This is a genomic window from Acinetobacter sp. YH16040_T (genome assembly GCF_024605785.1).
In the GTDB taxonomy this organism is placed as follows: domain Bacteria; phylum Pseudomonadota; class Gammaproteobacteria; order Pseudomonadales; family Moraxellaceae; genus Acinetobacter; species Acinetobacter amyesii.
The window spans coordinates 2876917-2891307 of the sequence record NZ_CP094541.1 but is presented as its reverse complement, the minus strand read 5'-3'; the positions used below and the strand labels follow the sequence as shown (position 1 = coordinate 2891307).

At 40.7% G+C, this 14391-nt stretch carries 17 protein-coding genes, 1 rRNA gene and 1 pseudogene; 6 read left to right on the top strand and 13 right to left on the bottom strand.

Features of this window, described 5'->3' with window-relative positions; genetic code table 11:
• Positions 1 to 67: 67 nt before the first annotated feature.
• Positions 68 to 182: ribosomal RNA gene (rrf, locus tag MST16_RS14180) — 5S ribosomal RNA — on the top strand.
• 138 nt (positions 183 to 320) lie between these two features.
• Here the strand turns inward: rrf and MST16_RS14175 are convergent.
• The 4 genes and pseudogenes from MST16_RS14175 to MST16_RS14160 all read right to left on the bottom strand — a co-directional run bounded on the left by MST16_RS14175 (position 321) and on the right by MST16_RS14160 (position 3928).
• On the bottom strand, positions 321 to 1694 hold the full coding sequence (locus MST16_RS14175) for a dihydrolipoyl dehydrogenase (RefSeq protein WP_180012073.1): 1374 nt from the start codon (positions 1692 to 1694) through the stop codon (positions 321 to 323).
• A gap of 83 nt (positions 1695 to 1777) precedes the next feature.
• A pseudogene (locus tag MST16_RS14170) lies at positions 1778 to 2974 on the bottom strand (hypothetical protein).
• 203 nt (positions 2975 to 3177) lie between these two features.
• A complete protein-coding gene (locus MST16_RS14165; protein WP_180012071.1) occupies positions 3178 to 3600 on the bottom strand; it encodes a beta-lactamase hydrolase domain-containing protein in 423 nt (140 codons plus the stop codon).
• Positions 3593 to 3928 (bottom strand): TIGR01244 family sulfur transferase, encoded by a 336-nt coding sequence (locus MST16_RS14160; protein ID WP_078191321.1) that lies wholly within the window; start codon positions 3926 to 3928, stop codon positions 3593 to 3595. Before MST16_RS14160 ends, MST16_RS14165 begins: the two co-directional genes overlap by 8 nt.
• A 124-nt stretch (positions 3929 to 4052) precedes the next feature.
• On the opposite strand from MST16_RS14160, the gene MST16_RS14155 reads away from it, so the two are divergent.
• From MST16_RS14155 to MST16_RS14145, 3 genes are read left to right on the top strand one after another with little or no spacing between them, the layout of a single operon-like run.
• On the top strand, positions 4053 to 4949 hold the full coding sequence (locus tag MST16_RS14155; RefSeq protein WP_180012069.1) for an alpha/beta hydrolase: 897 nt from the start codon (positions 4053 to 4055) through the stop codon (positions 4947 to 4949).
• A complete protein-coding gene (trxC, locus tag MST16_RS14150) occupies positions 4950 to 5381 on the top strand; it encodes a thioredoxin TrxC (RefSeq protein ID WP_078191319.1) in 432 nt (143 codons plus the stop codon).
• A 21-nt stretch (positions 5382 to 5402) separates the two neighbouring features.
• Positions 5403 to 5822: an acyl-CoA thioesterase gene (locus MST16_RS14145; protein WP_078191328.1), complete on the top strand. Its 420-nt coding sequence runs from the start codon at positions 5403 to 5405 to the stop codon at positions 5820 to 5822.
• Between the two features lie 66 nt (positions 5823 to 5888).
• On the opposite strand, the gene MST16_RS14140 is transcribed toward MST16_RS14145, so the two are convergent.
• The 3 genes from MST16_RS14140 to MST16_RS14130 form a co-directional block, all read right to left on the bottom strand.
• Entirely contained in the window at positions 5889 to 6389 is a 501-nt protein-coding gene (locus MST16_RS14140) for an ester cyclase (RefSeq protein WP_180012067.1), read from the bottom strand.
• A gap of 132 nt (positions 6390 to 6521) precedes the next feature.
• Positions 6522 to 7025 (bottom strand): DUF4442 domain-containing protein, encoded by a 504-nt coding sequence (locus MST16_RS14135; RefSeq protein WP_180012065.1) that lies wholly within the window; start codon positions 7023 to 7025, stop codon positions 6522 to 6524.
• Between the two features lie 27 nt (positions 7026 to 7052).
• Complete coding sequence (locus MST16_RS14130; RefSeq protein WP_078191316.1) at positions 7053 to 7541, bottom strand: YajQ family cyclic di-GMP-binding protein; 489 nt, start codon at positions 7539 to 7541, stop codon at positions 7053 to 7055.
• Positions 7542 to 7633: 92 nt separating this feature from the next.
• On the opposite strand from MST16_RS14130, the gene MST16_RS14125 reads away from it, so the two are divergent.
• Positions 7634 to 7948 (top strand): rhodanese-like domain-containing protein, encoded by a 315-nt coding sequence (locus MST16_RS14125; protein WP_078191315.1) that lies wholly within the window; start codon positions 7634 to 7636, stop codon positions 7946 to 7948.
• Between the two features lie 44 nt (positions 7949 to 7992).
• Here MST16_RS14125 and mnmC read toward each other — a convergent pair whose 3' ends face one another.
• The 4 genes from mnmC to MST16_RS14105 are packed head-to-tail and all read right to left on the bottom strand — an operon-like array spanning position 7993 to position 11440.
• Positions 7993 to 9939 carry an FAD-dependent 5-carboxymethylaminomethyl-2-thiouridine(34) oxidoreductase MnmC gene (gene mnmC / locus MST16_RS14120; protein WP_180012063.1) on the bottom strand — a complete coding sequence of 649 codons (1947 nt, stop codon included), beginning with the start codon at positions 9937 to 9939 and terminating at the stop codon, positions 7993 to 7995.
• A gap of 37 nt (positions 9940 to 9976) precedes the next feature.
• A complete protein-coding gene (locus tag MST16_RS14115; protein WP_180012061.1) occupies positions 9977 to 10492 on the bottom strand; it encodes a hypothetical protein in 516 nt (171 codons plus the stop codon).
• 5 nt (positions 10493 to 10497) lie between these two features.
• Positions 10498 to 10800 carry a YciI family protein gene (locus tag MST16_RS14110; RefSeq protein WP_078191312.1) on the bottom strand — a complete coding sequence of 101 codons (303 nt, stop codon included), beginning with the start codon at positions 10798 to 10800 and terminating at the stop codon, positions 10498 to 10500.
• 28 nt (positions 10801 to 10828) lie between these two features.
• Positions 10829 to 11440 (bottom strand): inner membrane-spanning protein YciB, encoded by a 612-nt coding sequence (locus tag MST16_RS14105; RefSeq protein ID WP_078191311.1) that lies wholly within the window; start codon positions 11438 to 11440, stop codon positions 10829 to 10831.
• Positions 11441 to 11484: 44 nt separating this feature from the next.
• Here MST16_RS14105 and MST16_RS14100 point away from each other — a divergent pair, with 44 nt between their 5' ends.
• Positions 11485 to 12342, top strand: a complete 858-nt coding sequence (locus tag MST16_RS14100) for a PHP domain-containing protein (protein WP_180012059.1) — start codon at positions 11485 to 11487, stop codon at positions 12340 to 12342.
• On the opposite strand, the gene MST16_RS14095 is transcribed toward MST16_RS14100, so the two are convergent.
• Both MST16_RS14095 and MST16_RS14090 read right to left on the bottom strand, forming a co-directional pair.
• Positions 12329 to 13378, bottom strand: a complete 1050-nt coding sequence (locus MST16_RS14095; protein ID WP_180012057.1) for a hypothetical protein — start codon at positions 13376 to 13378, stop codon at positions 12329 to 12331. The two genes, MST16_RS14100 and MST16_RS14095, sit on opposite strands and share 14 nt — an antisense overlap.
• A 77-nt stretch (positions 13379 to 13455) precedes the next feature.
• A complete protein-coding gene (locus MST16_RS14090; protein WP_078191309.1) occupies positions 13456 to 14367 on the bottom strand; it encodes a bestrophin family protein in 912 nt (303 codons plus the stop codon).
• Positions 14368 to 14391 lie beyond the last annotated feature (24 nt).

The following is a 14391-nucleotide window of genomic DNA, read 5'->3' as shown; positions in this document are numbered from 1 at the left end:
TAATAACTCATTTGACCAAGCAACGGCACTGAAAAGATAAGACCAAATGCAAAGTCATAACAGTTGTGCTGGCGACAATAGCAAGAGTGAACCACCTGATCCCTTCCCGAACTCAGAAGTGAAACCTCTTAGCGCTGATGGTAGTGTGGGGTTACCCATGTGAGAGTAAGTCATCGCCAGCTCATTATTCAAAACACCCCCTGATATCTCAGGGGGTGTTTTTTTATGTGCGAAGAAAAAGGGAAAGGAAAAAGATAGAGGGGGATACGGAAATTAAGCGTTGGATATCCAACGCTATAAGTTTACATAGAACGATAAAATTATCTTAACTGACGTCGTGCATGCTTTAATGCTGTTCTTAACCCTTCTTCTAAAGTTGGATGATAGAAAGGTTTATCCAAAATTTCATGTATGCTTAGTTCTTCTGAAATCATCCAAGCTAGTAAATGTGCTAAATGTTCAGCTTCTGCACAGAATAGCTCAGCTCCTAATAGTGTATGGTTAATTGTATCCACATATACTTCGGCAGCCCCTTTATTTTTAGCAGCAACAATCGCACGACCTTGTTTTTCGTAAGAAACGAAACCAATGACGAATTCTGTGTTTTTATCTTGTAGTTGCTTATAGCTTTGACCAATAGTTGCCATTTGTGGTGTAGAAAATAAGATGCCTAGAGGGGTTAGCGTCTTGATGGATTTAATTTGTGGAAAGTTTAAACAGTTTTGTACTGTAAATTTACCTTCATGAGCTGCTTCGTGTTGGATAGGGGTATTGGTATGTGCATCACCGACAATAAAAATTGGATAATCAGCTAGTTGCTTTGTATCTGGGTTAATTGGCAAATTTTTAATATCTTTAAATTCTGCATTTATGAGTTCTAAACCTAAGGTATTTAATAATGTACGTCTGCCAGTTGCAACTAATACATAGTCAACTTGTATTGTCTTTTGTCCGTTTTCTTCAGTGTAGGTTAGATGAACTAGATCGCCTTCAACAGAGTAATGTTCAGGTAAAATTTCAAACTTTAGCTTTAACTCTTTACTTAATTCTTCCTGTGCGAGCTTTTGCAATATAGGGCTACTCAGTGAACCAATTTTTCGACTACGTGCAAAAACGGTTGTGTTTATATTAAGCCGTGTTAAAGCCTGAGCTAATTCCAAAGCGATCACGCCACTTCCAATAACTGCGACAGATTTAGGGAGTTGTTCTAATTCGAATATTTGATCGGATGTAATTAATTTGTCGCCTAATATTTGTTTTTGTTCAGTATCTATAGCAGGAGTAGTACCTACTGCAAGGATAAATGACTTGGCTTGATATGTTTGGTTATTTACTTGAATTGTATTTGAATCAATAAATTCAGCTTTACCTGAAATTTTATGTTGGCTTGGCCAATTTTCAACATCTTTTAAAGTGGCTCGTGTAAAACGATCACGTAAAGTTTGAACATGTTGCATGACTCTAGATGTATCAATTTCACTTTTGACATCAAGGCCTAAATTATCTGCATTTCCAATTTCGTGCATACGGTTGGCAGTAGAGATGAGTATTTTACTTGGCATGCAACCGACGCGTGCACAGGTGGTGTCCCAAGGACCATCATTAATGATAAGAATATTCTGTGTTTTTTTGATTGCTTCTTTATAGGCTGAAATGCCTGCTGTTCCTGCACCGATAATGATGATGTCGTACATTTGCTAAATTTCATTTTAAATAATTATAATTAAATATATAAAAAAACCCTCAGTCTAGAGGGTTTAATTGCATTTCTTTACACTTAAAATTTAAGAGCAGAAGGTAATGTTAAACTTGTACTTACAGTTCCTGCATTATTAGTAGATGAACCTTTGAATGTAATTCCATTAATAGCATGTTCAAAACTAAGACTCCCACTTGTAGCTTGCTTAAATTTCAAAATGTTTGTCCCTGTTAATTTAATGCTTCCAGTAAATGTCTGGCTATTTAAATTAGAGGCTTCATTCTCAACTCGAGTACCATCAATTGTTGTGATGCTGGGTAAAATTAGTTCTTATTCTCCTGAAGCTTTCACACGATAACTTGCTGAACTTGTGGTACCTGGTGTTGAGTTTAATACGAATGAAATTGGTTCTGCAAAAGGAATATTTGGGTTATCGTTAATTAATACATTAAATCCTGATCCAGATTGAATATTGTATAAATCTCCATCGAGAGAAGAGAGATCTTTGTAAATACTAATTGCACCTGTTGTAACTTCACGTTCAATATCTTCACCAGTTGATGGATCCGTAACTATTGCTGTTGTGGTAATTTTATAGTCGCTTGTATTACCATTTATTAAAACAAACCTTTTTTGTTGAGTTTGTTGTATTCCCCAAGACTGTTGAAATGGATAAGCAAATGCACCAGTAATAGTTACATCATGGAAATTTTTATCTCCATTTTCATTTTCAAATACGTAAATGCGAGTATTTGATTCATATTCTTCTAAGTTTGGTGTCACTTCATCATGCTGTAATTTGATGTTTTTTTAGATCATTAGCTGTAATGTCGAAATCCCAGTTGTCATAACCCGGTAAGATATCTTTAATATCTTCGCCAATAAAAACATAACATGCTCTATAGTCAGTCTTACTTAAATAGAAACATTTATCTCTGTAGTGATAGGTATTTTAAATGAGTTTAAATTTATTTTCCTAATATCTAAACTTAATTGTAATGGGCCTTGTGCAAATGTATCCATTGAATGATCAATATAGCCTTTTGCTGTTGATGCATCGTTAGGATCATAATTACCGAATAAATATTGCCCTTCACGTTTTAGAATATTTAATTGTGCATTTGCAGTTTCAGCTGGGGTTGTTGTACCACCACTGTTATTGTTTTGATTAGAGGAATCTGTTCCTTCGTTATTAAAATATCCATCACTACCACCACCACAAGCTGTAAGTATAGCGGCTAAAGTAAGTACAAGTGTCCCTTGAACGAATTTCATGAAGTACCCCAAAATAGTTATTTATGTATAGAAAAAGTTATATTGCGTCAAGATACCACACATAAAAAATGGCGCAAATAGCGCCATCTTTATATTCGTCATTTTATAGTACAGTCCCGACACTTACACCAACGGTTGGACGTACATTCATAGAATTACACCCTGTTAGCAACAACGTTGTAAATAAAACGGTAAACACGAATTTAGTCATTGAGCAAACCTTGAGCCTTAGCTTGATTGAAAAGAGATGTCGAACGAGAGCCGCTGCGACAAATCATCAAAATGGGTTTAGGAAGCTCATTATAATATTTGGCAAATTCTTTCACGTCTGTTTGAGAAATTTTACCGCTTTGCACAGGTTGATACACAACACTCACATGAGACTTTTCCGCAATGCCTCGTAACTGTAAAACAGTCACTTCATTGCCCGCCTCACTATCTGGTCGATTCACAATTACAGATTTAAATTTAAGTTGTTTGAGTAAACTTGAAAACTTATCTGTGGTCATTTGTCCAGAGACACTTAAATTTGCATTTAAGGGCTGACTGTTATTATCTGCATATGTAGGTGCTGAAAAGACGCAAGTTGCGATCAATAAAGCTTTTTGAATGAAAGCCTTAGTCATCCAAAAGATCCATCTGTTTTGCTAGTTGATATAGGTTATTTGAACGATTACCTGTACGGCAGAACATGAGCACTGGCTTTGGCAATTCATTAAAATGATTAGCAAAGTTACGGACATCTAGCTCAGAAATTTGACCTGCAACAACAGGTTGATGAACATAGTCTAAACCAGCGCTACGAGCTGCTTCTTCAATTTGAGCACTGGTTGGTTGCTCCGGACCACCTTCCATGTCAGGGCGGTTATTGATAATCGATTTAAAGCCTTTTTCAACCACTTGCGCTACATGTTCTGGGCCGATTTGACCTGCAAAACCAACATTTTCGCTCATTGAGTCACTCCATAATTTAATTCATAGATTTATGCTTTATGATAGCATTAAGCACAAACTTGAGCAGAATGTTCTTAAATTTTTATAAGCGATTACAACCATAAAATAACGCAATGGAGCGCGTATGCACGCCTATACAGTCGAACCACTGTATGTCAAAAGCGGACAAGATGTTATAGCTGCTGACTTTTATCGTCCAAAATCTGTTGAAAAACCTGCAGTCATTCTCATGGCACATGGTTTAGCGGCATTACGCCAATTTAAATTAGTGCAATATGCAAAACGCTTTGTACAAGCGGGTTATGCTGTCGTGTTGTTTGATTATCGCTATTGGGGTGGCAGTACAGGGCGTCCGAGAGAGTTGGTGAATCTTAAAGCTCAACTTGAAGATTGGCGGACCATGATCGATCATTTACAGCAGCGTAAATCGATTGATTCGAGACGCATTGTATTATGGGGAACATCGCTGAGTGGTGGCTATGTACTTAGTTTGGCGGCAGAGCTTAAAAATATTAAAGCGGTGATGGTACAAGTCCCATTTGTCGACGGCGCTGAAAGTGCAAAATTGTATCCCTTACAGCAATTACCTAAAGCGTTAAAATTATCGAGTCAGGACTATATGGGGTCTAAAGTTGGGATGAGTCCAACGACTTTACCTGTAGTTCATCCACATCGATTGTGTTTTTTACAGTCTGAAGATAGTTATGCCGGCTATTTATCGCTTGTCAATCCTGATTTTTATTGGAGTGGCGAAATTCCAGCTCGGGCCTTTTTTAAGTTAATCCGTTATCGCCCAATATTAGATGTACGTAAAATTAGTATACCAGTACTTTTTATTGCAGCCAAAGAAGATAGTTTGATTCCCATCGAATCAAGCCGTGAAACTGCGACCAATATTGCACCGTATGTGCAGTATTATGAGTGGGAAATGCAACATTTTGATATTTATCATGGGCAATGGTTTGAAAAAGCCATGGCAACCCAATTAGAATTTTTACATCAACATGTTGGAGTCAGCTAAATGATCGTTGTGTGTCCTGAATGTGGTGCAAAAAACCGTGTACCTGAAGAAAAACTCGAAGTTGGACCTGCATGTGGTCAATGTCACCAAGCATTGATTCCATTGGCGCCCATCGAGTTGAATGAAAAGAACTTTGCAAATTTTATTAGCAATAGTGATTTACCTGTGCTGATCGATTTATGGGCTGAGTGGTGTGGACCATGTAAGATGATGGCGCCACACTTTGCACAAGTTGCAAAATCAAATCCGAAGGTGGTTTTTGCCAAAATTGATACCGAAGCAAACCCTCGATTGAGCGGTGCATTTAATGTTCGTAGTATTCCTACACTGGTTTTGATGAATAAAACCAACGAAATTGCTAGAATAAGTGGTGCAATGCGTGCTGGTGAGTTACAACAATGGCTCAACCAGCAGTTAAATCTACCTCAATAAATGTCAGCGCCAGGAGCTAAAGTGTCAGAAACTCATGTAAAACCTGAAGGAACGCTTTCCCTACAAACCATCGCGATGCCTGCAGACACCAACTGGAGTGGTGATGTTTTCGGTGGTTGGATCGTGTCACAAATGGACTTGGCCGGTGCAATTCACGCAGAGCGTTTCAGTCAAGGACGCTGTGCAACGATTTCAATTAACCAAATGACCTTCCTCGTTCCAGTGAAAGTCGGGGATGTCATCAGTGTATATACCAAAATTTTAAAAGTGGGTAATACCTCTATCCAAATGCAGATTGAAGTTTGGGATAGTCATGACAGCTCACGCGATCCAATTCGTGTGACTGAAGGTGTGTTTACATTTGTCGCTGTCGATGTGAAAGGTGCTAAGCGTCAAATTCCTGCGGATGCAAAAGCTAAATTTGCTGCAGATCAAGCTTAATTAAAGTTAGACGCAATAAAAAAGCCGCTCAATCGAGTGGCTTTTTTATGAATAGTGACCAAGAAATTAGAACATCGTGTTTGAGTTGGCACTGGTTTCAGGAATGCTTTGTTGCACATCCCAATGTTCGACGATCTTGCCATTTTCAACACGGAAGATATCAATAATCGCTTCTCCACGGTCTTGATTATTCTGCGTAGAGTGCACATGTAAATAGACCAAATCACCTTCGGCAGCGGCACGTTTGATCTGGTTTTTTGCTTCAGGATTTTGTTTAAAATACTGGATGAAATAACCGACAAAAGGCGCTTTGCCATCAGGTACATGCGGATTATGTTGAATATATTGATTGCCAATATATCGGTCAGCATATGTCTTAACCTGATGTTTAAGAAAGACACCTTCATAAAAATCAATCACGATTTTCTTATTTTCCGCTGCTTGGCTGGTTTGAATATTGCTTTCAGCTGTTTGTGTTGGAGTCGTTGGCGTTGCAGGAATAGTACTTTGACATGCAGTTAAAAACACCACCAGGCTGATGAGTGAAAGGGGAATGATTTTTTTCATAAAGTGCTCAATATATTTGTGTCGTGCAAGCATATTGAGCGGAATTACTGCGTATAAATAGTAAAAAACAGTCTTGATTTTGCTGAAATTTGGTAAAACTTATACTTACCTAAAAGTAAGTTTTATTTACATTTATTTATTTTTCAGAGCGGATTTTGCCACCCACGCCCAAAGCATTTCACATTGAATCGGTGCTTCACCAGATTCATCGGTGACTAAGACCTGTACTAAGGTTTCACCTTTTTCTGTGCTTTGCATTTGTCGTTGCTGTTCGGGTGTAAGCGTTGCGATGGCTTTCATCCCACCTTGGGTTGGACGTTTAAAATCAACTTTGAAACTTTTAATTAGGACAATGGCGCTATCAGGGACGTTCATTGCTGTGACAAAACCTGTGGCTGTTTCTGCGATCAGCGCCATGGCACAGGCATGTACTTGCCCGATATGGTTTTGCATCGCCTTATGATTGGCGATGCTCACCTCAACACGCTCAGGGCTGACATGTTGATATTGGATTTTAGCCGTTCCAACCATGGGCACGACACGACCAAAAGCTCGACTGAGCAAACGACTTTGAATACCTTTGGGTAATTTAGAGCTTGCTTTGACCAGTTTATTTAGACGATTTGGACGTGCCATATTGACCTCAATGGCAGTTGTGCTGCCTTAATCTTTAAAGTTGTTAAATTGAAGCGGCACACCAAACTGTTGCTCTTTTAAGAACGCCATCACTTGTTGCAAAGTGTCACGTTTCTTGTCAGTCACACGAATTTTGTCGCCTTGAATAGAAGATTGCACTTTAATGCCGCTTTCTTTAATGGCTTTATTGATTTTTTTTGCAGTATCAGAGTCAAGACCGTCTTTTAGTTTGATCACTTGAATGACGTTTTTACCAGAAGCGGTCATTTTTTGTGGATCGAGCGCTTGAATGTCGACTTTACGTTTGAAGAAATGATTTTCGAGCATGGTATACACTTGCTCACATTGGAAATCGCTTTCTGTTGAGATTTTGATTTCCTTATTTTTCTCATTTAACTCAATTGAAACGTCATGACCGCGGAAGTCAAAACGCGTCGCAATTTCTTTTTGCGTGTTTTGAACTGCATGATTTACTTCAAAAACTTCTAATTCGGAAACAATATCAAAAGAAGGCATAGATTAGACCTTTACAAAGGGAAAGAATATCTGAGATGCTAGGGATGTTTTCTTCATTTGCCAAGTGTTGTTTACATCAAAAGGAGTGCGCAATGATCCGTAAACAAGAAATTACAACATTTGAGTTCCCAGAAGACTCGATTATCTGGGATGTTCGCGATGCAAGTGCTTATGCTGAGGCACATGTGAAAGGTGCGGTTAACCAACCGATCACCGCATTGTCATCAGATGCACTGACTCAGGTGTCAACGGATCAACCCATTTACATTTTATGTGGTGGCGGAAGTAAAGCTCCACGTGCAGCAGAGTTACTAGAGGGTTTTGACAGCTCACGTGAATATGTAATCTTAATGGGCGGCACGCGTGCTGCTCGTGATGCTGGTCTTCCTTTGGAACAAGGGAAATAAGATCGAATCAAAAAAAGCGCCGAAAGGCGCTTTTTTATTGCGCGTTATTTTTCTGGAAGAGGAGTTGAGGGTACATGACCTTGAAAATAAGGCTTCTTGGTTTTTTGTTTGGCTTTGGCGCGTCTTATAAAACGTGCTGCATGAATTTTATCGAGTAGCTGTGTTGGAATAGGGCAGGCTTCTTTTAAGACTAGCGCGGCAATGATTTCACTACAGAGCGGTGCATACAGGAAACCTTTAGAACCGAGTCCACTACAGCTATAAATGTGCTGATCTTCATGGACTGCACCAATTACCGGGAAAAAGTCTTTTGTCTGTGCGCGAATCGCGGCACGCCCTTGCCATTGCTCAATCGGTGCTAAGGTTTTGGCAAAGTCGGGGAACACACTGTGGATAAGTTCATAGTTATGCACATGATCTTCAGTGAGAGCGTCGGTGTCATCACGGCCGGGATAAAATGACGCGCCCATAATCATCTGTTCGGCATCCAGTTGCATACAATAGCCCCCATAACTATAGGCGGTATGCATATCCATTTGTTGAGCGGGATTGTTCAACCAACTGACTTGTCCACGAATGGCACGCAGTTCTGGATAATCTGTTTGTAGCTGCATACTGTCACGTGCCGCACAGAGAATGACATGCTCGGCAGATGGAAGCTGCTGATCCTGGGTAAATAGCGCAACGCCATTTTGTTGTTGCTCAATGCGTTGAATATCTGCTTGTAACAACTCAATGTGCGGATGTGCCAAGATTTGGTCACGAAGCTGATGTGGACTGACTGCGCCTGCTTGTTTTAAGAGCAGGGTTGGAAATACTGAAGCTAATTGATTTAGCGTGCCTTCTTCAGCAGCTAACACCTCTGAAGGATAAGCTTGAGCTAAATCAAGGTGTTCTACTTTATTTTTTAAAATAGATTGGTGAATCTGTAAGGGACGAAATGCCTTGAAGTTTTGATAATGCTTGAGCGCATATAACCAACTCAGGGTCATCAGATGCTCAGCACTTTGTTCAATTGGACAGAGTTTAGGGTTGAGTAAGGCAAGAGGATTGCCCGACCCGCCGCTGAGTGGTGCTGATTTCTCGTAAATACGCACTTGATGCCCACGTTGAGCAAATGCCCAAGCACAGCTTAAACCAGCGATGCCAGCGCCAATAATCGCGATTTGACGGGGCTTATGTCCTAGAGCGATTTCAGGATTTTTTTTTTCGTCTAAAGTGGGTATGTCAGCAACTTCGGATTGATCATCTGATCTTTCAGGTGCGAGCCAAAAAGCTTTGAGCATTTCACGTTTATGAGCAAAGCCACGTGGTCGTGTAATGGTAATACCATGCTCACGTAAGCCGCGTTTGAGTACACCTGCCACACTAAATGAGGAGAAGGTCGTCCCAATGTCTGATAGACGCACGATATTTTTGAGTACGTTTTCTTCCCACATGTCAGGATTACAGGCAGGTGAAAAACCGTCCAAGAACCATGCATTGACCGTAGCAGTTTTTGCCATGACCGGAAAAACGTCGTGTGCATCGCCTAACCAAAGATCAATTGACAAACGTTCTTCTGGAAAATTGAGTCGATGACATCCCGCAATGGGTTCAGGGTATTGCGCAATCAGTTGCTGTGCCAAAGGTTGTAATTCAGGCCATGCATTTAATGCACGAATGAGGTCTGCTTTAGATAAAGGGAATTTTTCTACAGAAATAGCATGCAGATGACTGTGATTATCTGGACGAACCTGTTGCCATAATTGCCACAGGGCCAAAATATTTAAGCCTGTACCAAAACCTGTTTCGCCGACACTGAAATATTCAAAATCAGTCAGTGCCGCAAGACGAGTGTCGAGGTCATTCCCTTTTAAAAACACATGACGTGTTTCGAGTAGGCCATTGTCCTTCGAAAAATACACATCACCAAACTGTTTAGACACTGGAATATCAATGCCATCGATCATTTGCCAATCGAGATCGGCCGTCTGAATTGCACCTGACAAAACTCAAGCAACCTTTAAATTGAAGTAGAAAAAAGAATTACCATTGACGACGACGTTTGGTATAGACGTAACTGGCCAACAAGAAACCTAAAATCACGCCAACACCAAGTGTGGTCCCGCCATATAAAAACATCTGCGCGCTACGTTCACTTTGTAGCACTTGTACTTGTACGCCCAAGCTATCATTTTTAAGTTGTAATTCTTGGTTTTGCGCCAAGGCTTCAAGGTTAGCTTTTTCTAACTGTTGTAAGCGTACAGATTGGTCTTTGACCATCGCTTTGACTTTGGCATCTTGCAGCGCTTTATTTTTTGCCAGTTGCTCAATGGTCAATGGATTTGCATCTTGAGGTTGACCATTAGGATTGACGGTTGCCGCCACTTTAATGATGCCCGGTTTATTGGCAGGAATGGTATGCGGCACAGGATTGGGAGGAGGTGTTGCAGTCGTTACTTGAGCAGCAGGGGCTACAGCAGGTGCAGGAGCCGGTTCTTCAGCCCATGCAGTTGAACAAATTAAAGATAAGCCCAGTAAACTAGAAACAACGACGCGCATGAACCTTATCCTTTAGGAAATGCTTTGTTAAATGGTTTGACATCAATTTGGCCATAAACCCCTTCTTTGAGGAAAGGTTCATCTGCCAACCATTGGTCTAGGGCTTCACGACTATCAAAATCGACAATGATCGTACTGCCATAAAAACCAGCTTGCGGGTTTGCCGGATCTTTAGGCATCGCACCTGCAACAATCAGACGACCTTCATCATCAAGTTTTTGTAGACGTTCAAGATGTTGAGGACGAACCGCAAGGCGCTTTTCCACTGTACCTTCATTATCTGTACAGCTTACGACGAATAATGGCATGACTTTTCCTGATTTTTGACCGAATGGATTATTCTGAGGTCTTAAAGTATTTACGTAATACAATAAACTGAATAATGATAAAGGAAAACATCACGATCATGTCACCAAAAGCAGTGAATTCACCCCAATATTTTCCGTCTGCAAACAAATAAGCGAAAAAGGTGTGTAAACATGACATCACCACGAACATTGCAGCCCATGCATAGTTCAATCGTTTCCAACCGACAGCGGTTAAATTTAAGACTGGACCAAATAAACGTTCGATGAGTGGTTTCTTATCTTTACTAAACAGTGGAGAAAGTAAAAACGCCCCAGCAAACACTAAGTTCAGTAAAACGGCTTTTAACCGAATATAAAAATCATCGCTTAGCATCAGGGTAATACCACCAAAAATCACGGTCATGAACAACACAATCCATTGTTGTTTATCTAGACGGAATTTTTGCATGACAAACAATGCACCATAAACCACAAGCATGGAAATGATGAGACCTGATGTTGCCACAAGAATGTTATTGTTATCGACACCCCCAGCAGAACCAATTAATTGTAATAATGGGTGCTGCGTATCTTTTGGATCTACAGTTTTATATAAATAAAAGAAAATAATGAGTGGCACAAAGTCTAAAAGTGCTTTCATGTTAGAGTATCTAAATCTGATCAAATAAATGACATAGTATAGAGATGCAAGGCGTAGATTTACATACACACAGTAATATTTCTGATGGTACTTTGTCACCAGAGGCTCTGGTGCAGGCCGCAAGTGCTATTGGAATTCATACGCTGGCTTTGACTGATCACGATACGATGGACGGTTTGTTGGCTGCAGAGCAGGTTGCGCATGAATTAAAGCTGCAATTAATCGCTGGTGTGGAGATTTCTAGCCAGTGGTCGAGACCTGCGACCAAAAAAAGTTATGGTGTGCATATCGTCGCTTTAAATATGCAAAATCCTGCGCCCTTACAAGCCTTATTAATGGATCAAAAGCGTATTCGAGCGGAACGTGCTCGGCAGATTTGTGACTTACTGATACCGTTAATTGGTCAAGATATTTATAGCGATGTGGTTGCCAAAGTCGACCATATTCCAGATCGGGTAACACGTACCCATATTGCCAAAACTTTGGTGGAAAAGGGGGTAGTTTCACGTCCACAACAAGCTTTTGATAAATATATTAAAGAAGGCAAAAAAGCTTTTGTAAAATTTGAAGGTCCGAGTCTTGTTGAGACCATTGAGGTGATTCATGCCAGTGGTGGCTTTGCAGTGTTAGCGCATCCAACGCGTTATGATTTATCTGCGACCAATATTCGTTATTTGATTGAAATCTTTGCTGAAGCGGGCGGTGATGCAGTGGAATTACCACCGGCAATTGAGCCATTATCGACTCGTCAAATGGTGGATCGTATGATTGCTGCCTTTAACTTAAAAGTTTCTGTTGGGAGTGATTTTCATGGTGACAATATGCCATGGATCAAACTCGGCAACATCCCTCGAGTGAAAGAAGGGCAAGTTGGAATCTGGGACAGTTTTAAGTCACATTGACATCAGGATCTTCGATAAACGGTGAAGTTCGATAATGCTGAATGTTACGGTAAAGCAGATAGAGGCAGCCCACGGCAACGCATGCCCAGAACCATGCCTTGAACAAAAACGCGATGATAAAAACACTGATGGCGATTATGCACAACAGTAGACTTGTCACGCGTTGAGGATGCCTCTTGGTCAGCAAGGCAGATTGCATGGTAGGTTGATGTTTAAAATTGCGATAAGGAATAAAATCAATGGCGCTTGAGAGTGCCAATTCGAGTTTATCAAAATGCCGTGCCTGTGAACTGATACGATAGCTCTGCCCATAACTGGTTTTCAGTTTGAGGAGATAACCGGGTTGATCTTCTTCACGAACGGCATGAATTTCCGATAAATAAGGTAAATCCAACGTAAGCCGTGTTGGAATCTGCTCAAAATAGATATTCCCCGTATAGGGCATGGCAAAGTAGTTTTTCATTTGATGAAAATCATCAAGCTGATCATGCGCATATAACTGCACGATGGTGCGCGTACGTGCCAAATAATGCACCCAAATCTGTTGCCCAATGAGGGCAGAATTCAATTGCACATGAATGTTTAAAAACAAAGTACTCGCAAAGACTTGATGGAGATCGACGCTAAACCATTTCGCCTCTTCAAGTTCATTGAGCTTTAAGAGCAATTGTTGCTGTTTGCCTTGCCACCAATGTTCACGGACCTCTCGATAATCCACAATCACAGCATCTGAACTGCGTAAGGCGTGTTCTTTTAAATCCAAAGCCAATTTGGGATCAATCAAATGCTGTTGAATCCAAAATGGAAATTTGATTCTTTGCGATTTGTCACGAAATATACTGATGACCAATAGAGCACTCATCAGGAATAAGAATTGCCAATTGCTTTGCCATGATGTGAATAATATGCCTTGCCATGCTAGGAGTAATGCGATGCTAAACAGCAACACAACGAACATGAAAATCACAGCAAGCGCTTTGCAAGGATGCAGAATCGGTTGTGGCTTATAAGTGAAAATCCGTTTTTTTATTTTCATGATTTTTCCTTATTATGGGTGTTGTATGGATCATGGATCTGAATGCGATCCGTGCATTCAGGCGAAACGCATACCAATTATAATAAATTATGATCTTTAGCTTGAATCGGTGGTGGGGTGGGTTTTCCTAAAGTTCCAAGAAGTTCAATTTCAATAGTACGCACCATCGAGTCCAATGGAAGGTCATTACTTTGTGTACCAAAGGGCTCTTCAATCTCAGAACTCAGCGCATCTAAGCCTAAAAAGGTATAGGCCAAAATCCCGACCAAAAGGGGGGTCGCAAGGCCTAAAGTAGAACCCAAGCTAAAGGGTAAGACAAAACAGAAAAAATAAACGGTTCGATTCAGCAAGACTGAATACGCAAACGGTAATGGCGTGGTGGCAATACGGTCACAGCCGGTTTGTACGGTGCTGAGTTCCATCACATGCTGATTCATCTGGGTATAAATAATATCTGAAATCTCACCATCTTTGAGCGCTTGCATTAGCTCCCATTGAATCAAACTCAACGTGTACTGCGGTGCATTGGCCTGTTGGTATAACTGGGTGATGGCATTCGCACTCATGCCGCTGGTTTCAACCAGTTCAGTGGGATTGGCGGTTTGATGGCGGAGTCGGTCACGTAAAACGTTGGCAAAGACGATCACATGTTGAATCACACGTTCACGACGGCCTTGACTGAGTAAACGGCAGTCACGGTCAAAATGTCGCGCGTTGGCAATCAAAATGCCCCATAAACGCCGAGCTTCCCACCAACGGTCATAGCAGGCTGAGTTTTTAAAGCCCAAGAAAATCGACAGCACGACACCAATTAGGGTAAAGCCGACCAAAGGAAATTCGGTAAAATGGAAGATATCGACATAGGATAAGCCGCCCACAATGGCAGACAGCAACATAACGATCCCAAGCGGCGGTAAAACCTTAGGTAAAATCGTTCCTCGCCAAGAAAATAGCAGTTTAAAAATACTCGGTTGGTCACGGACGATCATGTTCGAATGATAATTTCTAGTTTT